The organism is Mycetocola spongiae (assembly GCF_020424085.1).
GTDB classification, from domain to species: domain Bacteria; phylum Actinomycetota; class Actinomycetes; order Actinomycetales; family Microbacteriaceae; genus Mycetocola; species Mycetocola spongiae.
Map to the genome: position 1 here is coordinate 645,587 of NZ_CP080203.1, position 23,164 is coordinate 668,750.

At 66.2% G+C, this 23,164-nt stretch carries 25 protein-coding genes; 14 read left to right on the top strand and 11 right to left on the bottom strand.

The genetic code is table 11. From position 1 onward, the window contains the following. The first annotated feature begins 171 nt into the window (after nucleotides 1-171). Nucleotides 172-987: an SGNH/GDSL hydrolase family protein gene (locus tag KXZ72_RS03070; RefSeq protein WP_226082265.1), complete on the top strand. Its 816-nt coding sequence runs from the start codon at nucleotides 172-174 to the stop codon at nucleotides 985-987. A gap of 68 nt (nucleotides 988-1,055) precedes the next feature. On the opposite strand, the gene KXZ72_RS03075 is transcribed toward KXZ72_RS03070, so the two are convergent. Both KXZ72_RS03075 and KXZ72_RS03080 read right to left on the bottom strand, forming a co-directional pair. Further along, nucleotides 1,056-2,294: a D-alanyl-D-alanine carboxypeptidase family protein gene (locus tag KXZ72_RS03075; protein WP_226082266.1), complete on the bottom strand. Its 1,239-nt coding sequence runs from the start codon at nucleotides 2,292-2,294 to the stop codon at nucleotides 1,056-1,058. A gap of 39 nt (nucleotides 2,295-2,333) precedes the next feature. Continuing rightward, entirely contained in the window at nucleotides 2,334-3,158 is an 825-nt protein-coding gene (locus KXZ72_RS03080) for a TrmH family RNA methyltransferase (protein WP_226082267.1), read from the bottom strand. 67 nt (nucleotides 3,159-3,225) lie between these two features. Here KXZ72_RS03080 and KXZ72_RS03085 point away from each other — a divergent pair, with 67 nt between their 5' ends. Beyond that, nucleotides 3,226-4,089, top strand: coding sequence for a Sir2 family NAD-dependent protein deacetylase (locus KXZ72_RS03085; protein WP_226082268.1), 864 nt, complete (start codon nucleotides 3,226-3,228; stop codon nucleotides 4,087-4,089). Here KXZ72_RS03085 and KXZ72_RS03090 read toward each other — a convergent pair. Then, a complete protein-coding gene (locus tag KXZ72_RS03090; protein WP_226082269.1) occupies nucleotides 4,086-4,979 on the bottom strand; it encodes an alpha/beta fold hydrolase in 894 nt (297 codons plus the stop codon). The genes KXZ72_RS03085 and KXZ72_RS03090 overlap by 4 nt on opposite strands. A gap of 112 nt (nucleotides 4,980-5,091) precedes the next feature. Here KXZ72_RS03090 and treS point away from each other — a divergent pair, with 112 nt between their 5' ends. Together treS and KXZ72_RS03100 are read left to right on the top strand one after the other, a co-directional pair. Next, nucleotides 5,092-6,816: a maltose alpha-D-glucosyltransferase gene (gene treS / locus KXZ72_RS03095; RefSeq protein ID WP_226082270.1), complete on the top strand. Its 1,725-nt coding sequence runs from the start codon at nucleotides 5,092-5,094 to the stop codon at nucleotides 6,814-6,816. Between the two features lie 61 nt (nucleotides 6,817-6,877). Further along, nucleotides 6,878-7,582, top strand: a complete 705-nt coding sequence (locus KXZ72_RS03100) for a 3'-5' exonuclease (RefSeq protein WP_226082271.1) — start codon at nucleotides 6,878-6,880, stop codon at nucleotides 7,580-7,582. Nucleotides 7,583-7,710: 128 nt separating this feature from the next. On the opposite strand, the gene KXZ72_RS03105 is transcribed toward KXZ72_RS03100, so the two are convergent. Further along, a complete protein-coding gene (locus KXZ72_RS03105) occupies nucleotides 7,711-7,959 on the bottom strand; it encodes a type B 50S ribosomal protein L31 (protein ID WP_226082272.1) in 249 nt (82 codons plus the stop codon). Nucleotides 7,960-8,114: 155 nt separating this feature from the next. Beyond that, a complete protein-coding gene (locus KXZ72_RS03110; RefSeq protein ID WP_226082273.1) occupies nucleotides 8,115-8,897 on the bottom strand; it encodes an ABC transporter ATP-binding protein in 783 nt (260 codons plus the stop codon). 95 nt (nucleotides 8,898-8,992) lie between these two features. Here KXZ72_RS03110 and serB point away from each other — a divergent pair, with 95 nt between their 5' ends. Then, a complete protein-coding gene (gene serB, locus KXZ72_RS03115; RefSeq protein ID WP_226082274.1) occupies nucleotides 8,993-9,655 on the top strand; it encodes a phosphoserine phosphatase SerB in 663 nt (220 codons plus the stop codon). Nucleotides 9,656-9,719: 64 nt separating this feature from the next. On the opposite strand, the gene KXZ72_RS03120 is transcribed toward serB, so the two are convergent. Beyond that, nucleotides 9,720-10,988 (bottom strand): exonuclease domain-containing protein, encoded by a 1,269-nt coding sequence (locus tag KXZ72_RS03120; RefSeq protein WP_264159442.1) that lies wholly within the window; start codon nucleotides 10,986-10,988, stop codon nucleotides 9,720-9,722. Between the two features lie 119 nt (nucleotides 10,989-11,107). Next, the gene (locus KXZ72_RS03125; protein WP_226082276.1) at nucleotides 11,108-11,818 is read right to left on the bottom strand and encodes a beta-ketoacyl-ACP reductase; all 711 of its coding nucleotides are present in this window, start codon (nucleotides 11,816-11,818) and stop codon (nucleotides 11,108-11,110) included. A gap of 113 nt (nucleotides 11,819-11,931) precedes the next feature. Between KXZ72_RS03125 and KXZ72_RS03130 the strand changes: the two genes are divergently transcribed. The 7 genes from KXZ72_RS03130 to KXZ72_RS03160 all read left to right on the top strand — a co-directional run bounded on the left by KXZ72_RS03130 (nucleotide 11,932) and on the right by KXZ72_RS03160 (nucleotide 17,842). After that, on the top strand, nucleotides 11,932-12,429 hold the full coding sequence (locus KXZ72_RS03130) for a DUF3099 domain-containing protein (protein ID WP_226082277.1): 498 nt from the start codon (nucleotides 11,932-11,934) through the stop codon (nucleotides 12,427-12,429). Then, nucleotides 12,426-12,656 (top strand): hypothetical protein, encoded by a 231-nt coding sequence (locus tag KXZ72_RS03135; protein ID WP_226082278.1) that lies wholly within the window; start codon nucleotides 12,426-12,428, stop codon nucleotides 12,654-12,656. The genes KXZ72_RS03130 and KXZ72_RS03135 overlap by 4 nt, the downstream gene beginning before the upstream one ends. Then, nucleotides 12,649-13,491, top strand: coding sequence for an SURF1 family cytochrome oxidase biogenesis protein (locus tag KXZ72_RS03140; protein WP_226082279.1), 843 nt, complete (start codon nucleotides 12,649-12,651; stop codon nucleotides 13,489-13,491). Before KXZ72_RS03135 ends, KXZ72_RS03140 begins: the two co-directional genes overlap by 8 nt. 433 nt (nucleotides 13,492-13,924) lie before the next feature. Next, nucleotides 13,925-14,947 carry an iron-siderophore ABC transporter substrate-binding protein gene (locus tag KXZ72_RS03145; RefSeq protein ID WP_226082280.1) on the top strand — a complete coding sequence of 341 codons (1,023 nt, stop codon included), beginning with the start codon at nucleotides 13,925-13,927 and terminating at the stop codon, nucleotides 14,945-14,947. Then, complete coding sequence (locus tag KXZ72_RS03150; protein ID WP_226082281.1) at nucleotides 14,944-15,984, top strand: FecCD family ABC transporter permease; 1,041 nt, start codon at nucleotides 14,944-14,946, stop codon at nucleotides 15,982-15,984. The genes KXZ72_RS03145 and KXZ72_RS03150 overlap by 4 nt, the downstream gene beginning before the upstream one ends. Further along, on the top strand, nucleotides 15,981-17,030 hold the full coding sequence (locus tag KXZ72_RS03155; RefSeq protein WP_226082282.1) for a FecCD family ABC transporter permease: 1,050 nt from the start codon (nucleotides 15,981-15,983) through the stop codon (nucleotides 17,028-17,030). The genes KXZ72_RS03150 and KXZ72_RS03155 overlap by 4 nt, the downstream gene beginning before the upstream one ends. Further along, entirely contained in the window at nucleotides 17,027-17,842 is an 816-nt protein-coding gene (locus KXZ72_RS03160) for an ABC transporter ATP-binding protein (protein WP_226082283.1), read from the top strand. Before KXZ72_RS03155 ends, KXZ72_RS03160 begins: the two co-directional genes overlap by 4 nt. Here the strand turns inward: KXZ72_RS03160 and KXZ72_RS03165 are convergent. Then, nucleotides 17,839-18,354, bottom strand: coding sequence for a GbsR/MarR family transcriptional regulator (locus KXZ72_RS03165; protein ID WP_226082284.1), 516 nt, complete (start codon nucleotides 18,352-18,354; stop codon nucleotides 17,839-17,841). The two genes, KXZ72_RS03160 and KXZ72_RS03165, sit on opposite strands and share 4 nt — an antisense overlap. Nucleotides 18,355-18,398: 44 nt before the next feature. Beyond that, a complete protein-coding gene (locus KXZ72_RS03170; RefSeq protein ID WP_226083408.1) occupies nucleotides 18,399-19,949 on the bottom strand; it encodes an ABC-F family ATP-binding cassette domain-containing protein in 1,551 nt (516 codons plus the stop codon). A 338-nt stretch (nucleotides 19,950-20,287) separates the two neighbouring features. Here KXZ72_RS03170 and KXZ72_RS03175 point away from each other — a divergent pair, with 338 nt between their 5' ends. After that, a complete protein-coding gene (locus KXZ72_RS03175) occupies nucleotides 20,288-21,295 on the top strand; it encodes a zinc-binding dehydrogenase (protein WP_226082285.1) in 1,008 nt (335 codons plus the stop codon). A 49-nt stretch (nucleotides 21,296-21,344) separates the two neighbouring features. Next, entirely contained in the window at nucleotides 21,345-22,112 is a 768-nt protein-coding gene (locus KXZ72_RS03180) for a class I SAM-dependent methyltransferase (RefSeq protein WP_226082286.1), read from the top strand. A gap of 157 nt (nucleotides 22,113-22,269) precedes the next feature. On the opposite strand, the gene KXZ72_RS03185 is transcribed toward KXZ72_RS03180, so the two are convergent. Next, entirely contained in the window at nucleotides 22,270-22,689 is a 420-nt protein-coding gene (locus tag KXZ72_RS03185; protein ID WP_226082287.1) for a hypothetical protein, read from the bottom strand. 24 nt (nucleotides 22,690-22,713) lie between these two features. After that, on the bottom strand, nucleotides 22,714-23,139 hold the full coding sequence (locus tag KXZ72_RS03190) for a GtrA family protein (protein WP_226082288.1): 426 nt from the start codon (nucleotides 23,137-23,139) through the stop codon (nucleotides 22,714-22,716). Between the last annotated feature and the right edge of the window lie 25 nt (nucleotides 23,140-23,164).

Consider the following 23,164-nt stretch of genomic DNA (forward strand, 5'->3'; position numbering starts at 1 on the left):
ACGAAAACCGTCGGCCACCCTGGGCGATTCCCGGGTCACGCGATAGATTGGACACGGAGATTTTCTCCCGGCCGCCGGGCTCGCCCGGACAGTGCCGCAATAAAAACCGAGCGGGGCCGCGGAGATGCCCGGCACCGCCGTCCAGAACACTGTAGAGGGGTGGGGAACCCAGTGACATCAGCAGAACCAACCGATAACGGCACCGTCCATCCATGGCGGCGCTATGTGGCCATCGGCGATTCCTTTACCGAGGGCATCGGCGATCCCGAGCCGAGCCTGCCCGGCGGAAACCGCGGCTGGGCCGATCGTGTGGCCGAGGTGCTGGCGCGGGATGTCCCGGATTTTGCCTATGCCAACCTGGCCGTGCGCGGCAAGCTTATTGGGCAGATCATTAACGACCAGATCGAGCCGGCCCTCGCGCTGCACCCCGATCTGATCACGCTCTGCGCCGGGGGCAATGACGTCATCCGGCCCGGCACCGATCCCGATGAGATCGCCGAGAAGCTCGACGGCGCCGTGCGCCGCCTCTCGCGCGATGGAGCCACCATCGTGCTCTTCACAGGCGTGGACACCGGGTTTTCCCCGGTCATGCGCGCGCTGCGCGGCAAGGTCGCGATCTATAACGAAAATGTGCGCACCGTGGCCCAGCGCTATGACTGCATTGTGGCCGATCAGTGGGCACTGTCCGAGATTCAGGATCAGGGCATGTGGTCCCCCGACCGCCTGCACCTTAACCCGCTGGGCCATCACACCGTGGCCCGAATGGTCCTGGATGCGCTGAATGTTCCCAACGACCTGGAGCCGCTGCGTCCGCAGGCGGTTCCCGAGTCCTCGTGGCGGCATGCCCGCGCCGAGGATCTGGCCTGGGCCCGGGCCCACCTGGTCCCCTGGGTGATTCGCCGGCTGCGCCACCAGTCCTCGGGAGATAACATGAGCGCCAAGCGCCCCGAGGCCGCGCCGCTGCACTCCGCCGAGGACGGCCACTAGCGCAGAAACGGGCCGGGGATGGTGGAGAAATCTCCGCCGCCCCCGGCCCGTTTTTTGTTCCGTACCCGCTACCAGGGGTGCGTGAGCCGCCACCAGGCCGAGGGGCCCGCGAGCTTTTCGCCCAGCACCACCGGAACCACGGTTTTTTTGCCGTCCTCGGTGAACGTCACGTGCCCCGCGGCCTCGCCGCCGCGCCCCGAGTTGGGAACCTCCAGCGTGACCTCGCGGTCCACCCAGGAGTCCTGCCAGGTGAGCACCCGCTCGGTCTGGGTGGCCACCACGTTCGCCCGGGCACCCCAGGCGGTATCCACGCGGGCGATCACATCGCCGGATTCCACGAGGGTCACCCGGTGCAGGGCGTCCTTCACCGTGCCGAGCAGCGTGGGCACCGCGCTGAAGAGCGATTTATGGTCCTCCGCGCCGATCACCACGCCCACAACGGTCACGGTTTTATCGTCAATTTTTTGTTCCGCGGCAAAAAGCAGGCAGGCGCCGGCCACGATGGTGGTGCCGGTTTTCAGCCCGATGATGCCGTCGGTGCCGAGCAGGGAGTTGGTGTTTTTGACCTCTCCCACCCCGGGGATATTCACGACCTTCTCCCCCACCACCGCGGAGAGCACAGGATGGGCGAGGGCAAGCTTGCCGATCTCGATCAGGTTGGGAGGGGAGCTCTGGCTGCCCGGATTAATGCCGCTGGCATCGGCCAGGACGGTATCGGTCAGGCCATTTTTATCCAGCCAGACGCGGGCGGCGTCGAGGAATTTATCCATCGAGCCATAGGCCCAGGTGGCCAGCGTGATCGCATAATTATTGCCCGAGGGCAGCATCAGGCCCTCGAGGAGCTGGCGCTCGGTCACGGTGGCCCCCACCACCACGGGGGCGCGCGATCCGCCCTCGCGCACGGTGTCCTCATAAATCTTGGCGTCCAGCTCGGTGAACGTATAGTCGGGCCCATCCTCGCCCTGGGCGAGCGGCTTGGCATCCAGCACCACAAGCGCGGTGATGGTTTTGGTCATGCTCGCGATCGGGGTGCGCGCCTGCGATCCGCTCGAGGCGAGGACCCCGTCAAAGCCCACGGCCCCCACCGCGGCGACCGCGGGGGTTCCGGGCCAGGCCAGCGGCGTGACCGCGGTGGTCAGCGAGCGGGAGACGGGCTCGGGAGTGGCCGTGGCATCGGGGACGGCGCGCAGCAGCGCATAGGCGGCATAGATTCCCAGCAACACCACGAGGATGACCGAGATGCCAAAGAGTGGGGAGCGGCGGCGGGCGGGGCGATGCAGCGCGCGGGCGCCGGAGGTATGAGACACCATTATATCCTAGGCCGCTCCCGGGAGACCGCGCTTGCGCTAGGCCGTTCCGGGGAGATTACGCACACGCAATTCCCAGAGCGCCACCGCGCTGGCACTCGCCACGTTCAGGGAGTCCACGCCGTGCAGCATCGGGATGATCACGGTGCTATCGGCGTGATGCAGCGCCTGCCGGCTCAGCCCGTCCCCCTCGCTGCCCAGCATGATCGCGATCTTCTCGGGGGCGGAGGTGGAAAATTCATCCAGGGTCACCGCGCGCTCATCCAGCGCAAGCGCCGCGACGTGGAAGCCCGCCGCGTCGAGGATTTCGCGCGATTCGGGCCATTCGGGCATGCGCGTCCACGGCACCTGGAGCACGGTGCCCATGCTCACGCGCACGCTGCGGCGATAGAGGGGATCCGCGCAGCGGGGGGAGATCAGCACGGCATCGGCCCCCAGCCCGGCCACCGCGCGGAAGATCGCGCCCACATTGGTGTGATCCACGATGTCCTCCAGGATCACCACGCGGCGCGCATCACGCAGCAGGTCCACCATGGTGGGCAGTTCGGGGCGGTGCATGGCCGCGAGGGCCCCGCGGTGCAGGTGAAAACCTGTCAGCGCCTCAAGCGTGGCGGGATCTCCCATATATACGGGCAGATCGGGGAAGGGTTCCAGGGCCGGGGCGAGCGCATCCAGCCATTTTTCGGAGAGGAGAATCGAGCGCGGAATATGTCCCGCGGCCAGCGCCCGGCCGATCACCTTGCTGGACTCGGCAATATAGAGGCCACCCTCGGGCTCGGAGACCTTGCGCAGCGCCACATCGGTCAGGCGCGAATAATCGGTGAGGGACTCAAGGTCATCGGGGCCGATGGGGATTACGCGCAAAGGGGAACTCCTGGAAACGGGTGCTGTGGATCGGGACCCGGCGGGGCCCCTCACGTACAATCATTCCATGCACGCACCCTCACCCGCGCCAGGCACCACCGGCACCCCCGACCTCAATACGGTCGCGGATCTTCTGCACGGCCGCCGCCTCGCGGTACTCACCGGGGCGGGTGTGTCCACGGATTCCGGAATCCCCGATTATCGCGGACCGGGAGCCCCCGTGCGCACGCCGATGACCGGGCAACAGTTTCTGGCCAGTGCCGAATCCCGGCGACGCTATTGGGCGGGCAGCCACCTCGGCTGGCGGCTGATGGGGCGCGCCCGCCCCAATGCCGCGCATGCGCTGCTCGCCGAGTGGGAGGCCCGCGGGCGGGTACACGGCGCGATCACCCAAAACGTGGACGGGCTGCACCGGCAGGCGGGCACCCGCAAGCTCGTGGAGCTGCACGGCAGCCTCGACCGGGTGTACTGCCTGGACTGCGGGCAGGGTTTTGCCCGCGAGGCCATTGCGGAGCAGATTAACGCCGCCAATCCCTGGCTCGGCGAGCTCGGCGATCATGAGGCCGATCGGCTTAACCCCGATGGCGATGCCGAGGTGCCCGAGCTGGCGCGCTTCCTCGCCCCTGCCTGCACGCTTTGCGGCGGGATCCTCAAGCCCGATGTGGTGTTTTTTGGGGAGACGGTTCCGGTCGCGCGTTTTGCCCGCGCCCGCGATATCGTGGCCGGGGCCGAGGCTCTGCTGGTGGTGGGCTCCTCGCTCACCGTGAACTCCGGCATCCGCCTGCTAGAGCAGGCCCGCCGCGATGACTCGCCGATCGTGATTATTAACCGCGGCCGCACGGGAGGCCATACCCGGGCCGCCCTGAACGTGGAGGGCTCGGCCGCGCCCACGCTCGCCGCGCTGGACGCGCTGCTGCGCGAGCGGGACTAGGCCGCGCCGAGCTCGTCCCGGATGATCGCCGCGGCCTGCACCGGCGACTCATAGTGGATCAGGTGTCCCACCTCGGGGATCACCTCCAGGCGGCCATTTTTGAGGCGCTCCACAAGCACGCGCTGCTGCGCAACCGAGGTGATGTCATCGTGTTCCGCGGCGATCAGCAGCGTGCGCCCGGTGAGCTTCGGGGCGTATTGGCTGACGTCATAGGTGATGGATGCCCGGAACGCGTCCATGACGCTGGCGCGGTCGGCAAACGCGCTGAAATAGCGGTCGTGCTGATCGTGGATCCAGGCACGCAGCGCGCGGTCGCGGGTTTTGGCCATCGCGATGCTGGTGATCCGCGTGATCACCCGGCTGCGCAGCAGCGCAAACCCCGGGCGCTCCGGGAGGGTCTTGGCGGCCCAATAATAAAAGACCGCAAGCCGGGTGAGGATGCCGCGCGGGCCGCTCAGCGCCGGGGCGGCAATCGGATTAATCAGGATCACCGTGGAGGCCTCCAGGCCGTCGGCCACCGCGGCCGAGACCAGAATCGACCCAAACGAGTGCCCCAGAATCACGGGGGGCTCGGCCAGATCCAGCCCCGCGATAAACGCGCGCAGCCAGGACACATAGCCGGGCATATCGTGTTTACCCGAGGGGAATGCCTCCGAGTCGCCAAAGCCGGGCAGATCCGGGGAAATCATGCGGTACTCCCCCGCGAGCTGCGCCACAATCGGTTCCAGCCCGTGGTGGTCCCCGCGGAAGCCGTGCACCACGATGATGGTGCGCGGGGCGGCCGGCGGCCCATAGGTCCAATAGGCCGTGCGGGCGCCGCGAATCTCCACCTCCCCGGCGGTTGTGGGGATGTGGTCAAGCAGGTCCTGGAACGGGGAACGCAGTGTCATAGCATCCCTAGCTTAGGCGTTTTTGAACGCGACAAACCCGCGGCCTCGCCCTAGACTCGATGGGGAAGAACAAAGATCGAAGCACCACCCCTCTCTTGACGATTGGAACAGCGTGACCTTTACTGCGCCCATCCAGCTTCCCGGCCTCGCCCGCGATCCCCAGTGGTATCGACGGGCAGTTTTTTATGAGGTGATGGTCCGCTCCTTTGTGGATAGCAATGCCGATGGCTCGGGGGATCTGCAGGGCCTGATCGGCAAGCTTGACTATCTGCAGTGGCTCGGCATCGACGCCCTGTGGCTGCCACCGTTTTTCACCTCGCCCCTGCGCGATGGCGGCTATGACGTGGCCGATTATGAGGGGATCCTGCCGGAGTTTGGCACGATCGACGAGTTCCGCGATCTGATCACCAAGGCCCATGAACGCAATATGCGGGTGATCATCGATATTCCGCTGAACCATACCTCGGATCAGCACGAGTGGTTCCAGCAGTCCCGCTCGGATCCCGAGGGGCCCTATGGCAATTTTTATGTCTGGAGCGATACCGATCAGAAGTGGCCGGATATTCGGATCATCTTCAACGATACCGAGAGCTCCAACTGGGCCTTTGATCCCGAGCGGCGACAGTATTATTTCCACCGCTTCTTCTCGCATCAGCCCGATCTGAACTATAACGAGCCTCGCGTTCACGAGGCCATCTTTGATATCGTCCGTTTCTGGATGGATCTGGGCGTGGACGGCTTCCGCCTCGACGCCGTGCCGTATCTTTATGAGTCGGATCGCGGCAATGGCGAGGGCGAGCCGGAGACACACGAGTTCCTGGTGAATCTGCGCGCGATGCTGGACCTGGAATATCCCGGCCGGATCATGCTGGCCGAGGCCAATCAGTGGCCGCGCGAGGTCGCCGCGTTTTTTGGCACCGAGGAGCGCCCCGAGTGCCATATGGCCTTTGACTTCCCGGTGATGCCGCGGATCTTCTATTCGCTGCGCTCCCAGCAGGCCGAGGAGCTGGTGCGGGTGCTGGGCGAGGTGACCGAGGTGCCCGAGTGGGCCGGATGGGGTGTATTCCTCCGCAATCACGATGAGCTCACGCTGGAGATGGTCACGGAGGACTACCGGCAGGCCATGTACGGCTGGTATGCCTACGATCCGCGGATGCGGGTGAACGTGGGTATCCGCCGCCGGCTCGCGCCGCTGCTGGATAATTCGCGCGCCGAGCTGGAGCTGGCCCACGCGCTGCTGTTCTCGCTGGGCGGCAGCCCGTTCCTGTACTACGGCGATGAGATCGGGATGGGCGATAATATTTGGCTCGAGGATCGCGATTCCTCGCGCACGCCGATGCAGTGGACCCCCGACCGCAACGCGGGTTTTTCCGCGGCCGATCCCGGCAAGCTGTATCTGCCCGTGGTGCAGTCCCTGGTATATAACTTCCAATCGGTGAACGTGGAATCGCAGCTGGCCCAATCGGGTTCGCTCCTGCACTGGGTTCGCAATGTCATCCATGTGCGCAAATCCCATCCGGTATTTGGCCTGGGGACGCTGCACGTGGTGCCCGCCGATCACGAATCGGTGCTCGCCTATCGCCGCAGCTATGCGGGGAAGCCCGGGCGTAATACCGAGGCGGCCGAGGACGTGCTGTGCGTATTTAGTTTTTCGCACCATCCGGCCACCACCACGCTGCACGCCCCGGAGCTCGCGGGCCGGCGGGTATTTGATCTTTTTGGCGGCGCCGAGTTCCCGGCCTTTGATGCCGAGGGAAATCTCACCCTGACGCTCGGTTCGCAGAGCTTCTTCTGGCTGCATATCCTCGCCGAGGATCCCACCCCGGCCGCCGGTTAATCCGGGGGCCGGGGTGTGTCCCCGGCTCCCGCCGTCGGGGGGTCGGCCTAAGCTGGGGCACGTGAACACTTCAGCGAATATCTGGTCAGCCAATCCCCTCGCCGTCTTTGACCTGGAGACCACGGGCATCGACGTCACCACAAGCCGCATCGTGAGCGCCCACGTTGGGGTGCTCGCCGCCGATGGCAGTGTGCTGCGTCGCCTGGATTGGCTCGCCGATCCGGGCGTGGAGATCCCCGCGCAGGCCAGCGCCGTGCACGGCATCAGCACCGAGCGGGCGCGCGCCGAGGGCCGCCCCGCCGCCGAGGTTGTGGCCGAGATTGTGGCAGCCCTGCGCGAGCTGCTGGCCGCCGGCACCCCCGTGGTCATTTATAACGCGCCCTACGACCTGAGCCTGCTTCAGCACGAGGCGCTGCGCTATGGTGTGCCCGCGCTCGAGGGCCCCTCCCCCATCATCGACCCGCTGGTGATCGATAAGGCGGTGGATCGCTACCGCAAGGGCAAGCGCACGCTTGAGGCCGCATCGCAGTTTTATGGCGTAGACCTCGTGGACGCCCACGACGCCAGCTCCGATGCGATTGCCGCCGGCCGGGTGGCGCAGGCCATCGCCCGCGCGCATGCCGCGAAGCTGGCGCAGCACAGCGCCGAGGAGCTGCACGCCCTCCAGGTGGGCTGGTGTGCCGAGCAGGCAGCGAGCTTCCAGGAGTATATGCGCCGCACCAAGGACCCCTCATTCACCACCTCGGGCTCCTGGCCCGTGCGCTAGCCCCCGCGCCACCGGCGGGTGGCCGCGTTTCCCTCGGGACGCGGCCACCCGCCTTTTTTGTTAAACGGAAGAGGGCGGGTCGGTCACCGTGATGGTGTCCGACCCGCCCTCCGCGGAGTCGATAAAGACTAGGCGCCGAAGCCCTTGAAGCGCTGGTTGAACTTCTCAACGCGGCCGGCGGAGTCCATGATGCGCTGCTTACCGGTGTAGAACGGGTGCGAGGCCGAGGAGATTTCCACGTCGATCACCGGGTAGGTGACGCCGTCGAGCTCGATGGTCTTGCTGCTCGTGACCGTGGTGCGGGTCAGGAAGGTTTCGCCGGAGGCGAGGTCGCGGAATACGACGGGTGCGTATTCCGGGTGGATGTCAGTCTTCATGAGGACTTCCTTGGTTAGTGGATGGTGATAAACGATGAACGTTTGGGGGTGGCCGCGCAGCGCAAAAAACCACGCAGCTAAGTCAGCTACTAACTTTAGCAGATGACGCAGGTCGCCGCCGCCACATCGGGGTAAACCCCGGCGTGTTGGGCGGTTTAGACGGCGCGGGCGCCGAAGCGACCCGCGGTTTCCGTGACCTCGATCGGCAGGCCGAAAGTGGAGGTGAGATTCTCGGAGGTCACGGTGGTGGCCAGGGGTCCCTGGGCCACGATGCGTCCCTCGCGAATCAGCAGTGCATGGGTGAAGCCCACGGGAATTTCCTCCACGTGGTGGGTGACCATAACGATGGCCGGGGCCTCCTCCGAGCGGGCGAAGCCGCCGAGCAACCCCACAAGCTCCTCGCGGGCCCCGAGGTCGAGACTCGACGCGGGCTCGTCCAGCAGCATGAACTCGGGATCGGTCATCACGGCGCGGGCGATCTGGACGCGCTTCTGCTCGCCGTCACTGAGCGTGCCAAAGAGGCGGTCGGCGAGGTGGTCTAGCTTCCACTCGGCCAGCACGCGGTGGGTGCGCTTAATATCGATGGACTCGTATTCCTCGTTCCACCGCCCGGTGACCGAATACGCGGCCGTCATCACGACGTCCAGAACCGTCTCGGACTGCGGGAGGCGCTTGGAGAGCGCGCTCGACGCGAAGCCGATGCGGGGGCGCAGCTCAAATACATCGGTGCGCCCGAGGGGCTCCCCGAGGATCTCTACCTCGCCCAGGGTGGGGTACATCAGGGTCGAGGCCAGCTGCAGCAGCGTGGTCTTCCCGGCACCGTTGGGGCCCAGAATGACCCAACGCTCGTCTGCCCCTACCTCCCAAGAAACGGAATCGAGGATGGGGTTACCATCCCGCAGTACGGACACATCATCAACACGTAGAACGCTCGCCATGCCCCTAGCCTATCGGCCCCGGAGGGGGGAGCGTGACACAAACGGCCGAGAGTTGATGCCAGTATTGAGGAAAGCGAAAGAGAGCAGCCTGCGCCATGAACCAGACCCCCGAGTCCCCCGCCCGTTTCCTCGTCGTTTTGGACGTGGATTCCACCCTGATTAAAAACGAGGCCATCGAGCTTCTGGCCGCGCGCGCCGGAAGCCTCGAACACGTGGCAGCGGTGACCGAACGCGCGATGCGCGGGGAGCTGGATTTTGCGCAGAGCCTGCGCGAGCGCGTGGCCACGCTCGGCGGCCTCGACGCCGGCGCCTTTGACGCCGTGCGTTCGCAGATTGAGCTGAGCGACGGCGCGCGCGAGATGATCGCCGGGGTGCGGGCCGCGGGGGGCCGGATCGCGGTGGTCTCGGGGGGCTTCCACGAGCTACTGGATCCGCTGGCCGAGTCCCTGGGCCTGGATCGCTGGCGCGCCAACCGGCTCGGGCGGGCCGCGGATGGCTCACTCACGGGCAGCGTGGAGGGCCCGATCATCGATGCCGAGGCGAAGGCCGTGGCGCTGCGCGAGTGGGCGGCGGAGTTCTCGCTCCCCCTGGAGCGCACGGTGGCCGTGGGTGACGGCGCAAACGACCTGAAGATGATGGAGATCGCGGGCCTCTCGGTGGCCTTTGACGCCAAGCCCGCGGTGCGTGAGCGCGCCAAGCTGGTGATCGGCAGCCGTAATCTCGCGGATCTGCTGCCGCTGCTGGGCCTGCGCGGCTAGCGCCTCGAAGAAAAATGCCCCACACCTTCCGGTGTGGGGCATTTCCTCTGAGCGGTGCCCGTTATCAGTTCAACAGCTCTAGAAATCGCGAAGCCGATAGTATCGGTATCCCATAATTTCGAGCCTTAAGGGCCTTCCCCGAAAAACTATCCACATCTTCCGCAACAACCCAGCGCACTTTTTTGGTCACGCCAGCACGGGGTTCCAAACCGCGTGCGCGTGCAATCTCTTCGTAGTACGAGCGCGGGTGCGGCATATCGCCGGTGAATACCACCATGTCGCCCGATATGGGCCGCACACCCCCCGTGGTCTCCTGCTTTTCAACCGGGGGCGCTGGTTCAATAATCAGCGCGGCTTCAATTTCGCGGGGATCGATGTTCAGAAGGGTTCCAACCGTACGGATCTGCTGAATCTCGTCCGCGTCAAGAATGCCGTCGCGGTGAGCCGCGATCACGACGTCCTCGAAATAATCATCATGCAATCGTGCTCGGTCGGTTTCCCGGAGCCCCAGGTCGCCTGCCAGTGTAACCAGCTCCTCGGCCTCAAGCAGGGTCACAAATCCATCGGCCAGAACACGATCAAGGAGCGCAAAATATTCTTGCTCCTCGGGGGTTTGCGTTCGGTGACTTCCCCGTCCCTCGTCGATGGCTGTTCCCTGATCGGTTATTCCACCGGGGAGGCTCTGCACTGTGCGCTCCAGGAAGGAGCGTTCCTGTTCCGGCGCAGAACCCCGCGAAACCCATCGCGTACCGGTCGAGGGAAGTGTCGGCCAATCTTGCCCCGCCGCCAATTCCCGATGCCTAGCCCACACGTCCGCTCGCGGATTCTCTTCGCGATAGGCCGCCAATAGTTTTGCGGTGGCAACGGTGTCATTCACTGCCCGGTGAGCATCGTGCAAGGGAATATCGTACGCGGCACAGCAGTCCGCCAGGGAGCGTCCGCCGCCCGGCAAAAATAACGTCGCGAGCCGCATCGTGCACAGGGCATCGCCGTTCCCCACGGGGGAATCCACGCCAAGACGAGCGAGTTCGGCACGCAAAAAGCGAGCTTCAAAACTGGCATTATGGGCGACTAGCACGCGACCGCGAAGCCGATCCAGGAACTCTGGGGCTATCCCCGAGAATCGTGGCGCCTCCCGCATATCCGAACCCCGCAGGCCGTGAATATGCGTGGGTCCAAGATCGCGATCGGGGTGAACCAGGGTCTCAAACCGGTCTTCAATAGCTCCGTCCGGGGCGACGTGAACCACCGCGAGTTCAATTACTCGATGATGATATTCGGGTGAGATTCCCGTTGTCTCAAAATCTAGTACCGCAAATCCCTCATGACTCACGCTGCTCTCCCTTTCCGCGCCGATACTCAACACCCACATCCCGCGGGTTTGCTACGGGCAGCTTAGCGCCCAAAAAATGCCCCACACCTTCCGGTGTGGGGCATTTTTCGGATCCGGGGCTAGTGGCCCATTCCGAGGCCGCCGTCCACGGGGATCACGGCGCCGGAGATATAGCCGGCATCCTCGCCGCCGATCCAGGCGACCACCTTGGCCACCTCCTCGGGGCTCGCGAAGCGGCCCGCGGGAATCGACGCGCGATACTGCTTCTGGGTGTCCTCGGGAAGCGCGGCGGTCATATCGGTTTCGATAAAGCCGGGCGCCACAACATTGGCGGTGATGCCACGGGCACCCAGCTCGCGCGTGATCGAACGCGCCATACCCACCAGGCCAGCCTTGGAGGCCGAATAATTCACCTGGCCGGGGCCACCATAAAGACCCACGACGCTGGAGATCAGCACGATGCGGCCGTAGCGAGCCTTCAGCATGCCCTTGGAGGCGCGCTTCACCACCCTGAATGCGCCGCCGAGGTTGGTATCCACCACATCGTCGAAGTCCTGTTCGCTCATGCGCATGAGCAGGGTGTCTCGGGTGATGCCGGCATTGGCCACCAGCACCTCCACGGGGCCATAGGCGGCCTCGATCTCGGTGAACGCGGCATCCACGGACGCGGCATCGGTCACATCGGCGCGCACGGTGAGGGAACCGGCGGGGCCCTCGCCCGAGCGGGCGGTCACGGCCACGCGATAGCCGCGGGCCACAAATTCCTCGGCGATGGCATAGCCGATGCCGCGGTTTCCGCCGGTGACGAGGACGGTACGGGGGTCTGTCATGTTTTCTCCTGCTGGTGGTCGGCGCGTAAAACGGCACGAAGAGGGCGCACCGATCCGGTCGGCACGCGGATACCAGTTTAGGCGTTGCGGAAAGAGCGTAGGCTAGGAGGGACATGAATCAGCCCACGATCACCACGCTGCCGCCCTCCCCGGAGGACGATCGACATTCGCGGATGAAAAAATACTTCATCGCGATGATCATCCGCGTGCTGTGCCTGCTCTGCCTGCTGTTTCTGCACGGCTGGTGGCTTGTGCTTCCCGTGATCGGGTCGATAGTCCTGCCGTATTTTGCGATGCTCATCGCCAATGTCACGGGCACCCCGCCGGGAGGCAATGTGGAGAGCCCGGGCGGGCTCCTGCCCTATCGCCCGCAGCCGGGCGCGCAGCCCGGGGATGCGTCCGAGGGCACGGATGCGGACACCGCGGCGGATACCACCGGGGGCACGGGGCCCGCCGCGGACGAGCCCGCGGCCCCCGAGTCCGGCGAGCCGGACCCGACCACCTGGATTGTGCACGAGGCCACCCCCGCGCCCGCCCCGGCGCAGCCGCGGGTTTTTGTGATGCCCGCGTCCACCCCCGAGGCCCAGACCCCCGAGGTGCCGCACGCATGATCTCCCTCTTTGGCGAGCCCGAGGCCGCCGAGTGCTCGCGCGCGCAGTGCCGCGAGGCCGCCGCGTGGCGCATCGAGTGGCGCAACCCCAAGATTCACGACGAAACACGCCGCAAGATATGGCTGGCCTGCGAGGAGCACCGGGAGTACCTGGTGGGCTTCCTGGAGGCACGTAATTTCCCCGTGGAGGCCCTGCCCTTCACATCCCCCGAGGAGACACATGAATAAGTGGCGTTTTGCACTTCAGAAGCGCTGGTTTGGCTATCTGGGGGTGGCCATTCTTTTTGCCATCATCTGCGTGATGCTCTCCAATTGGCAGCTCAGCCGCCGCGATGAGCGCGAGGTGGAGATCGATCGGGTCAACCGCAATTTTGATGCCACCCCGGTGCAGATTGAGGACGTTCTGCCCACGCTGGACGGCTTTAACGAAAACGACCGCTGGCTGCCCGTGGAGGTCACCGGCACGTATCTGCCCGAGAAGGAACTGCTGGTGCGTAACCGCCCGCACGACGGCCAGCCCGGATACGAGATCCTCACGCCGCTGCAACTGGATAACGGCAATATTTTTGTGGTGAACCGGGGCTGGATCCCCACCGGCAACGATGCCGATCGCCCCGAGTCCGTTCCGCGCCCGCCGAGCGGCGAGGTCACGGTGGTCGCGCGACTTAAGGCGGGCGAGGCAGAGATTAAGGGTCGCGGCGCACCCGAGGGGCAGCTCGCCACCATCCGCCTCGATGATGCCGCCGCCACGTTTGGCCAGCCCACCTATACGGGAGCCTATGGGCTGCTCGCGAGCGAAAGCCCCGAGTCCCCCGATCCGCGGCCCGCCGAGGTGAAGCGCCCCGAGCCCGATGAGGGCCCGCACCTGTCCTATGCGTTCCAGTGGATCATCTTTGCGCTGATGGCATTTGGATTCCTCGGCTATGCGGTGCGCGAGGAGTATCGCCGGGTGAACTCGGATGATCCCGAGGAGAACCGCCGCGCCACCGAGCGCGCCCGTAAGAAGGCACTGCGCGTGACCGATGCCGATATCGAGGACGAGCTGCTCGACGGCAAGCACTAGGCGGCTCCCCTCCGCCGCGCGTTTCCCCGCATTCCCCACCTGCCGAGGCCACCCCCCGCGGGTGGGTGGGGGCATCCGCAGCGCGCGCCCCGAGGCTCCGGAACGGAAATACGCCCCGCGATCCGCGCGCGCCACGCCGTCCATTTGTGACCCCGTGGCCGCCATATTCCAGTCTCCCCCACCTGAGTTTCCCTCGGGATTCCGGGGCGGAGCCATGCCTCCGTGGCGCCCGCGCGCCCCGAGAACTGTCAATTTATTTGAAAGTTGACGTTAGGTAAGGCTAGACTAACCACTGCCGGTTTTCCCCGCCCCTCCGGGCAGCACGGGAAGGCTCGTTATCGCGGCACGCCCCACTGCCCGCGATCCCGGGCCCGCCGCATCCCCCGCGCGTGGCCCTGCCACCCCACCCCACTGCGAAAGGCCCTCCGCCATCATGCGACGAACCTCCCCGTCCCGCCCACTCCTGGGCCTCGCGACCCTCGCGATCTCCGCCCTCGCCCTCGCCGGCTGCTCCTCCACCACGGCCGAGCCCGCGGCCTCGGGAAACGCCGATTTTGCACCCGTGGTCATCGAGCACGCCCTCGGCACCGCCACGATCACCGCCCCCGCCCAGCGCATCGTGACCCTCGGCCAAGGCTCGGCCGAGACCGCCATCGCGCTCGGCACGATCCCCGTGGGCATGGAATCCTATGCCTGGGGCAGCGATGACACCGGCTATCTGCCCTGGGTCCACGAGGCCGTGACCGACGCACACGGCACACTCCCGAAGACCTTCACCGGCTCCAGCGAGCTGGACATCGAGGCCATCGCCGATCTGGAGCCCGACCTGATCCTCGCACCGTGGTCGGGCGTGACCCAGGAACAATACGATGTCCTGGAAAAAATCGCCCCCACCGTGGCCTATCCCGAGCAGCCGTGGACCATCACCTGGACCGATCAGATCACCACGATCGGCGAGGCCATGGGCAAAAAGGAGGAGGCCTCCGGGCTGATCACCACGATTAACGACACCCTCGCCTCCGCCAAGCGCCCCGAATATGCCGGCGTCTCGTTCTCCTATATCTATAACACCGGCCCCGGCACGCTCGGCGTGTTTTTCCCCGGGGAACAGCGCGTGGCCATGGCCAGCGCCCTGGGACTCACCGTGGACCCGATGGTGAATGACCTCCCCGAGACCGAGGGCACCGACTCCGCACTGATCGGCCTGGAAAATGCCGATAAGCTCGCCAATTCTGACCTCATCTTCACGTTCTACTCGGATGCCGCAAACCGCGCCGAGATCGAGGCCCAGCCGCTCTACGCCGCGATCCCCGCGGTTGCCCGCGGCTCGGTCGTGGCCCCCACCGATCAGTCCTTTGTGACCGCATCCTCGATGATCAACCCGCTCACCGTGCCCTGGGCCCTGGAACGCTATGTTCCGATCATCGATGGCGCCGTCGCCACGCTCGGGAAGTGACCCACACCCCACAACACACCGCGGCCGCCGGGAACTCTCCCCGCGGTCGCGGTTTTGCGCGCCCCGCGCTGATCCTGCTGCTCTCCGCCGCCGCGCTGCTTCTGATCTGTGTGCTGTCGCTGATCGCCGGGTCCAAGGTGACCGATCCCGGCCAGGTGCTCACCGCGCTGCGCGGGGAGGGCGACGCGCACCTGCAAACCGTGATCGCAAGCCGCATCCCCCGCACCGTCCTGGGCGCCTGCGTGGGCGCGGCCCTCGCCGTGGCCGGGGTGCTGGTGCAGGGCATCACGCGCAATCCGCTGGGCGATCCCGGGCTGCTCGGGGTGAGCATCGGCGCCTCGGCGGCCGTGGTCACCGCCACCGCCTTCCTCGGTTTTTCCGGGGGCGTGGGCACCGTCTGGATCGCCCTGATCGGCGCGCTGCTCTCGGTATCCGTGGTCTATCTGGTGGGCACGCGCGGCGGCGGGGGAATTGCCCCGCTGCTGCTCGCGGGCGCCGTGGTATCCGCGGTGCTGGGCACCTATATTCAGGCGATGATCCTCACCCGGCCCGAGGTTTTTGATTCCTTCCGCTTCTGGGTGATCGGCTCACTCGCGGGCCGCGATCTGGGCTCGCTCGCGAGCGTGGCCCCCGTCCTGATCCTGGGCGGCCTGCTGGCGCTGATGCTCGCCTCCGGGCTCAACGCACTCGCGCTGGGCGAGGACGTGGCCACCTCGCTGGGCGTGCGCGTGGCGTGGGTACGCGGGGGCGGCATCCTCTCCGCCGCGCTGCTGTGCGCCGCCGCAACCGCCGCCGTGGGACCCATCGCGTTTATCGGCCTCGCCGTGCCGCATATCGTGCGCTCGCTCATCGGCACCGATCACCGCTGGCAGATTCCCGCGGCAATCCTGCTCGGAGCCACCCTCCTGATCGCCGCCGATATCGCCGGTCGTGTGATCGCACGCCCGGGCGAATTAATGGTGGGAATCGTGACGGCCTTTATCGGCGCGCCCTTCCTGCTCCTCGCCGTGCGCGGCGGCAGGGTGGTGCGCTCATGAGCGCGCCCCGCGCCGAGCGCATCCTGCTGCTGCGCGCCGGAACCCGCGTGGCGCTTCCGCTGCGCGCCCGCTCGCTCCTCTGGTCGGTGCTGCTGCTGATGGCGCTGCTCGTGGCGGCCGCGGCCACACTGAGCCTCGGCAAGCTCGGCATCCCCCTCGCCGAGCTGCCCGCCGCACTCCTGGAGCCCCCGCGCGGGGCCGCGGGCTTCACGCTGGGCACCCTGCGCGGGCCGCGGCTCGTCGTGGCGCTCGGGGTGGGCGCCGCGCTGGGCATCTCGGGCGCGCTCTTTCAGACCGTGACCCGCAATCCGCTTGGCAGCCCCGATGTGATTGGGCTGGGCGCGGGGGCCGGGGCAGGCGTGGCCCTGACCGGTGTGGCCTGGCCCGGCGTAATCCCCACGCCGGTGGGGGCGCTGCTCGGGGCCACCCTCGCGATCACCGTGGTCTATCTCGCCACGGGTCGCGGCTTTAGCTCCCCCACCCGGATCATCATCGCGGGCATCGGGGTGGCCGCGATGGCCTCCGCCGTGACCCAATACGTGGTGACCATCACGCTGCGCGATGAGGCGGCGCAGCTGGCCGGATATCTCGCGGGCTCGATCAACGCAAGCAGCTGGGGCTCGGCGGGGCTGATCCTGCTGGTGCTCGCCGTGACCTGGCCCGCCGCGGCCGCACTCACCCCGCGGCTGAACCTGATGGAACTGGGCGATTCGCTCGCGCAGTCCCTCGGCGGGCGCACCCGCTCCACCCGCACGCTTGCGATCATCATCGCGGTTATTGCGGCGGCCGGGGCCGTCACCGTCTCCGGGCCGATCGCATTTATCGCCCTGACCGCGCCGCAGATCGCCCGCCGCCTCGTGCGCTCCCCCGGCGTGAGCCTGGGCCTGTCTGCCCTGATCGGTGCGCTGATCATGGTGCTGGCCGATCTGATCGCCCAGCAGGCGGGCTGGGCGAAGGGGCTCCCGGTGGGCGTGATCACCGCCGGGGTGGGCGGCATCTATCTTGGCTATCTCCTCCTCCGCGAATGGCGAAAGGGACTCCTATGACCACCGCTTCCCCCACCGTGCCCGCTCCCCCGCGCCCCGCGATCCTCGAGGCGCGCGGGCTGAGCGTGGGCTATGGCCCGCATCCGGTGCTGCGCGACCTGAGCTTTGAGGTGCCCCGGGATCGCTTCACCGCAATCATCGGACCCAATGGCTGCGGCAAATCCACGCTCCTGAAATCCCTCGGCCGCACCCTGACCCCGCGCTCGGGCGGCATCTATCTGGGCGGCGAGGAGCTCTCCCGGCAGCGCGCCAAAACCATCGCGCGCGCAATCGCCCTCCTCCCCCAGGACCCCGTGGCCCCGGAGACCATCCGGGTGCGGGACCTCGTGGGGCGCGGCCGCCACCCCTATCACTCACTCCTGCGACAGTGGGCCCCCGGGGACGCCGAGATCGTGGACCGGGCCCTCGCTGCCACGGGCGTGAGCGCCCTGGCCGATCGTTTTGTCTCCGAGCTCTCGGGGGGCCAGCGGCAGCGGGTCTGGGTCGCGCTGATCCTGGCCCAGGACACCGGAATTGTGCTCCTGGACGAGCCCACGTCGTTTTTGGATATCGCGCATCAGATCGAGGTGCTGCACCTGTGTCAGGACATGCGCGATGCCGGAAAAACCGTGGTCGCCGTGCTCCACGATCTTAACCAGGCCGCACGCTATGCGGAGCATCTGGTGGTCATGCAGGCCGGAAGCATCGTGGCCCAGGGCAGCCCGGAGACGGTACTCACGCGCGAGCTGATCGAGGATGTTTTTAGCCTGGACTGCGAGATCACCCGCGATCCGCAGGCGGGTTCTCCGCTGATTGTGCCCCGCGCCCGCTAGCCGCCCTCGGCGGCATCGCGCTCGTCTTTAAAGCGCTGCCACTCGCTGCCGAGGGAGCGGTTATCCAGCACCCAGCCCATATAGTCGCGCATATTACGCACGCGCTGATAGGCGAGCCCCGCGGGACGGGCCCGGGCCAGGGCCTCCTCGGCGAGGGCGCGCTGATCGCGCAGATACGCCTGTTCCTGCTCCAGGAAGCCGCCCCAGACATCCGCATCCATCACGTAATAATGGGTGCGGTCGCCGGGGCGGCGCACGCGGCGCACAAAACCCTGCTGTTCCAGCGCGCGGGTATGGGAGGATACCGAGCCGCGGCTCACGTCGAGCTCGCGCGCGAGCTCCTCGGCCCCCACGCCATCGGATTCGCTCAGCAGGAGATAGCCGGCGATGAGTCCGCCGATGCGGGTGCCCCCGCCGTTTTGCCAGAACCCGGCGAAGCTGTCCACAAACCAGGCCCGAAATACCGCGTCCTGGCCCGCGGGCGGAAACGAAAATTCTGGGCTCTCGGTCATGCGGCTACTCCCCCGGGCTCACGGAAACGGTGGTTTCCCCGAGTCTAGGCCAGCTCGATCAGGTCGTTATAGTCCTTATTCCAGTGGTCTTCCACACCATCGGGCAGGATCAAAACCCGCTCGGGGTTCAGGGCCTCCACGGCGCCGGCATCGTGACTCACCAGAACCACGGCACCGGTGAAGTGCGCGAGGGCATCCAGGATTTCCAAGCGGCTCGCGGGGTCCAGGTTATTTGTGGGCTCATCCAGCAGCAGCACATTGGCGGAGGACACCACCAGCATCGCGAGCGAGAGGCGGGTTTTTTCCCCACCCGAGAGCACACCCGCGGGCTTATAGCCGTCATCTCCGGTGAAGAGGAACGAACCCAGCACCTTACGCGCCTCGGTCTCGCCGATATTCGGCGAGGCGGAGAGCATATTCTCCAGGACGCTGCGCTTCACGTCGAGGTTCTCGTGCTCCTGGGCGTAATAGCCCACCTTCAGCCCGTGGCCGGGAATGATCTCCCCGGTATCGGGCTTATCCACGCCCGCGAGCATGCGCAGCAGCGTGGTCTTTCCGGCACCGTTAAGCCCCAGGACCACCACCTTGGAGCCGCGGTCGATCGCGAGGTCCACCGAGGTGAAGATCTCCAGCGAACCGTAGCTCTTGGAGAGGTTCTTCGCCATGATCGGGGTCTTGCCACAGGGCGCGGGATCGGGGAAGCGCAGCTTGGCCACACGATCCACGGCACGCACCTCGTCGAGGCCCGCGAGCATCTTCTCGGCCCGGGCCACCATCTGGTGGGCGGCCGCGGCCTTGGAGGCCTTGGCGCCGAAGCGGGCCGCCTGCAGTTGCAGCGTGGTGGCCTTCTTCTCGACGTTCACGCGCTCCTTCTTGCGGCGCTCCTCATCGGCCTCGCGCTGGCGGAGGTAGTTCTTCCAGTTCATGTTGTAGGTATCGATGACCTGGCGGTTGGCGTCCAGATAGAACACGCGGTTCACGGTCTCGCCGACCAGCTCAATATCGTGGGTGATCACGATGAATCCGCCGCGGTAATTCTTCAGGAACTCGCGCAGCCACACCACGGAATCGGCGTCCAGGTGGTTGGTGGGCTCATCGAGGATCATCGTCTGCGCATCGGAGAACAGGATGCGGGCGAGCTCGATACGGCGGCGCTGACCACCCGAGAGCGTGCTCAGCGGCTGGTCCAGAATGCGATCGGGCAGGTTCAGGTTGCTCGCGATAGACGCGGCCTCCGCCTCCGCGGCATAACCACCAAGCGCGTTAAAGCGGTCGGTCAGGTTGCCGTATTTTTTCATCGCGGCCTCGGCGACCTCGGGATCGGGGTGCGCCATATTTTCGGTGGCCTTGGCCATACCGAGGGCGATCTGGCCGAGTCCGCGGGCATCGAGGATGCGGGTGCGGGCGAGGTCGTTCGGGTCGCCGGTGCGCGGGTCCTGGGGCAGATAGCCCAGCTCGCCGCGGTTTTTAATCTCGCCGCCGGCCGCGGGAATTTCTCCCGCGAGGGTCTTGGTCAGAGTGGTCTTTCCGGCACCATTGCGCCCGACCAGTCCGATCTTATCGCCGGCGGCGACCTGGAAATTCACGTTTTCCATGAGCAGTCGCGCGCCAACGCGAATCTCAAGATCGTGCACGGAGAGCGCCACTGTGGGGAGTCCATTTCTCTAAGACGGCGCGCGATAAATGGGCGCGCAAAAATCTGGGGGTAAGTGGCCAGTCTACGCGCTCGGGGGCGATTCCGCGTAAAGGAGCGGTGCGCCGCGCGCGAAATCGGGTGTGGCATGCCCGTGGCGCGGGCGGCCGCGCGCCGATTTGCCCCGTATAAACCGGGGTGGGTTTGCGCAGGCCCGGGTGTCCTCGGGCGACCGCGGGCCGGGCGGAACCGGCATACGCCGTAGAGTGGGACGGTCCATATTTTTATCCCGGGAGCCCGATGACCCAGATTACCCGCGTCCGCGTGGCCGCCTTTGGTGGCCCGGAGGGTCTTATCACCGAGTCCACCACATCCCCCGCGGCCTCGGCGCTGCGCCCCCGCGAGGTGGGTATCAGCGTGACCCATGCCTCGCTCGGGTCCACCGATACCCTCGCCCGCTCGGGCGGATACCTGCTTCAGCCGCGCCCCGGGTTCACCCCGGGCTATGACTTCATCGGCGAGATCACCGGCGCGGGTTCCGCGGTGGATTCCGCGGCCTGGCCCCTGGGTACCCGCGTGGCCGGCGTGCTCCCACGGATGGGGAGCCTGCGCTCACACCTCGCGATCTCCCCCGAGCGCCTCGTGCGGGTGCCCGCCTCGCTGAGTTCCGCGGTCGCGGCAACCCTGCCGCTGGATCTGCTCACCGCTGGAATCTCGATTGACCTCGCGGGCGATCCGCGCAGCGTCCTGGTGCAGGGTATATCCGGCGCGGTGGGCTCGCTGCTCGCGCAGCACTATCGCGGGCGGCGCATCCGGGTTCTGGGCACCGCGAGCGAGCGCTCGCGCGATTATGCGCTGGGCCTGACCCCCGATGTTGTGGACTATCGCGATCCCGAGTGGATCGCGCGTGTCCGCGAGCTGGCTCCGGGCGGCGTGGATGCCGCGTTTGATCACACCGGTTCCTGGGAGTTGCGCGGGGCGGTGGCGCGCGGCGGATCCGTTGTGCGTCTCGCATTTGATGATGGTTCGGGGCATGCGCGCCGCGGCATCGCACTCGGCGGCGCGCGCAGCGCCGCGCTCTCGCTGGCCCGCCCGCGCGAACGGGTATGTTCGGTCCCGGTCATGGTCGCGACCCGGCCGCAATACGCCCGCGAGCGGCTCGCCCTGCTGCTGGAGCGGGTCGCGGCGGGCAACCTGACCCCGCCCTCCCCCGAGGTTTATCCGCTCTCCGCGGTGCGCGAGGCCTCCGCCGCGGTATCCCATACCGCCCCGGGGAGCAAGATTGTGGTGGAGTTTCCCGCACGCTAGCGCCTAGGCTGGGGAGACCAAGGCGTCCCGCGACGGAAGGATCTCCCCCGTGTCCGCAGTATTTGATGGCCTGGCCGGGATCTACGACCGGCAGCGTCCGCGCTATCCCGATGCCGTATTTGCACTGCTCGTCTCCCTCCTTCCCGCGGATCATCCGGTGCGGATCCTGGATGCGGGTTCGGGTACCGGGGTGATCCTGGAGGGCCTGATCCCGCGGCTCCCCCCGCACCCCGCCATCACCGCGGTGGATGTCTCCACCGATATGCTCGCGACCGGTCGCGCCAAGTTCCCCGCGGTGGAATGGGTGCATGCCCCCGTGGAGGAGGAGCTTGAGCGCCGGTTTGGGCTCTCGCTGATCACCGCGGGCCAATCGGCACACTGGTTTGATCGCCCCCGGTTTTATCGCGCCGCGCGCGCCGCGCTGGTTCCGGGAGGGGCCCTGGCCATCGTGCAGAATAATCGCGAGTATTCCGGCGGTGGCTTTGCCGCGGGCTGGGAGGATTTTGTGGAGCGCCACGATCCCGGCTATCGCCGCGATTATCGCGATTTTCCCTATGCCACGGAACTGCCGCGCGCCCTCGGCGGCGGCCCGGGCGATGCGGGGGTTTTGAGCCAGCCGTGGACCCTCACGCGCTCGGCCGAGGATACCCGCGGGCGCGCGCTGTCCTCCAGCAAGATTCGCGGCGCCCTGCGCCTGGGCGGGGCCGCGGCCGAGGCCGACCTCGCGGAGCTGATCGCCGAGCATACGGTGGATGGCAATATCAGCATGAGCATGAAGACCGAGGTGTTCTGGGCGCGGACCCCGACACATAAATAAGCGCGCCGTGGGGCGCTTAGATTTATCTGCCCCCGATGGTATCCATGCCCGCGCTCTTAAAAGCCACCACGGGTGGTCGCTATTTCCGGGAGGCGTTCACCCAATTATGCTTGCCGTCGCGGCAACGACTGTTGGGTCGGGTTGCCCCGGAGCACCGCTAAATGCGTTCGAGCAGGTGCATACTCGGGCTGTAGCCAATGGCCCAATCGGTGTACACTCCGGCTATCGCACAGTCCTCACAGCGGAGGCCCACACTCACCCAGCGCACGTCGTTCCCGCTGATCGCGAAGCCCACGGCAACCGTAAAATCGATGCCTCCACAGGTGCACTCGGCAGCGTCAAGATCGATATCGGAATCCGCATGGTCCAATACTTCCTGCGAATCAAGCAGGGCGACCTCGGAATCGCAGGCAAAACACAACCTCACCGCCACGCCTCGATCATCGTCGAAACCGAGAGAAAAAACCTCACTACCGCAGTCACAAATGCAGTCACTAATTCGAGCGACCGGCAGGTCGCCCGCCTCATAATTGCTAATGGAATCGTGGAGCTGTTCGCGGCCGGTACGAGAAGTCATAGCCCAAGTTTAGCGCCGCGGAGACTATTCCTTTTTTCTAAACGAAAAGAACCGATGCCCCAGGAACGAGGCGATGCTCACCAGCCCGATAGCAACTACCTGCGAAAGCAACGGATGCCATCGAAGAATCTCCACCAGCAGGGGCGTCAGGACAAGGCCTGCAACCATACCCGAAAGCCACACCGAGAGAAACCGGATAAAGTCGCCCCGAAGACCGCTGGTAGATTGAAACACAAATGCCCGATAAAACGGGAACGCACACAGAATTGTTATCGCCTGGGCAATCAAAATTGCAATGAAATAATGCACGTTCAGTAATAAACCAGCGCCGACGAGCAGCAGATAAAACAGCGAGGTCAGCCCAGCTACCAGGAGGTAACGGATCTCCTGCCGGGCGAGCAAGCGCTTGACAAGATTGGCTATCGCGGACCCGGAATCATTAACCGACACGTTTGCCATCTTTCGTTAACATCAA

Excerpts from the sequence above, each read along its gene's own strand:
- KXZ72_RS03145 (WP_226082280.1), top strand. The coding sequence starts at position 13,925 with ATGCGACGAACCTCCCCGTCCCGCCCACTCCTGGGCCTCGCGACCCTC.
- KXZ72_RS03130 (WP_226082277.1), top strand. The coding sequence starts at position 11,932 with ATGAATCAGCCCACGATCACCACGCTGCCGCCCTCCCCGGAGGACGAT.
- KXZ72_RS03185 (WP_226082287.1), bottom strand. The coding sequence starts at position 22,689 with ATGACTTCTCGTACCGGCCGCGAACAGCTCCACGATTCCATTAGCAAT.
- KXZ72_RS03110 (WP_226082273.1), bottom strand. The coding sequence starts at position 8,897 with ATGGCGAGCGTTCTACGTGTTGATGATGTGTCCGTACTGCGGGATGGT.
- KXZ72_RS03140 (WP_226082279.1), top strand. The coding sequence starts at position 12,649 with ATGAATAAGTGGCGTTTTGCACTTCAGAAGCGCTGGTTTGGCTATCTG.
- KXZ72_RS03105 (WP_226082272.1), bottom strand. The coding sequence starts at position 7,959 with ATGAAGACTGACATCCACCCGGAATACGCACCCGTCGTATTCCGCGAC.
- KXZ72_RS03090 (WP_226082269.1), bottom strand. The coding sequence starts at position 4,979 with ATGACACTGCGTTCCCCGTTCCAGGACCTGCTTGACCACATCCCCACA.
- KXZ72_RS03165 (WP_226082284.1), bottom strand. The coding sequence starts at position 18,354 with ATGACCGAGAGCCCAGAATTTTCGTTTCCGCCCGCGGGCCAGGACGCG.
- KXZ72_RS03155 (WP_226082282.1), top strand. The coding sequence starts at position 15,981 with ATGAGCGCGCCCCGCGCCGAGCGCATCCTGCTGCTGCGCGCCGGAACC.
- serB (WP_226082274.1), top strand. The coding sequence starts at position 8,993 with ATGAACCAGACCCCCGAGTCCCCCGCCCGTTTCCTCGTCGTTTTGGAC.
- KXZ72_RS03175 (WP_226082285.1), top strand. The coding sequence starts at position 20,288 with ATGACCCAGATTACCCGCGTCCGCGTGGCCGCCTTTGGTGGCCCGGAG.
- KXZ72_RS03160 (WP_226082283.1), top strand. The coding sequence starts at position 17,027 with ATGACCACCGCTTCCCCCACCGTGCCCGCTCCCCCGCGCCCCGCGATC.
- KXZ72_RS03125 (WP_226082276.1), bottom strand. The coding sequence starts at position 11,818 with ATGACAGACCCCCGTACCGTCCTCGTCACCGGCGGAAACCGCGGCATC.
- KXZ72_RS03170 (WP_226083408.1), bottom strand. The coding sequence starts at position 19,949 with ATGGAAAACGTGAATTTCCAGGTCGCCGCCGGCGATAAGATCGGACTG.
- KXZ72_RS03085 (WP_226082268.1), top strand. The coding sequence starts at position 3,226 with ATGCACGCACCCTCACCCGCGCCAGGCACCACCGGCACCCCCGACCTC.
- KXZ72_RS03135 (WP_226082278.1), top strand. The coding sequence starts at position 12,426 with ATGATCTCCCTCTTTGGCGAGCCCGAGGCCGCCGAGTGCTCGCGCGCG.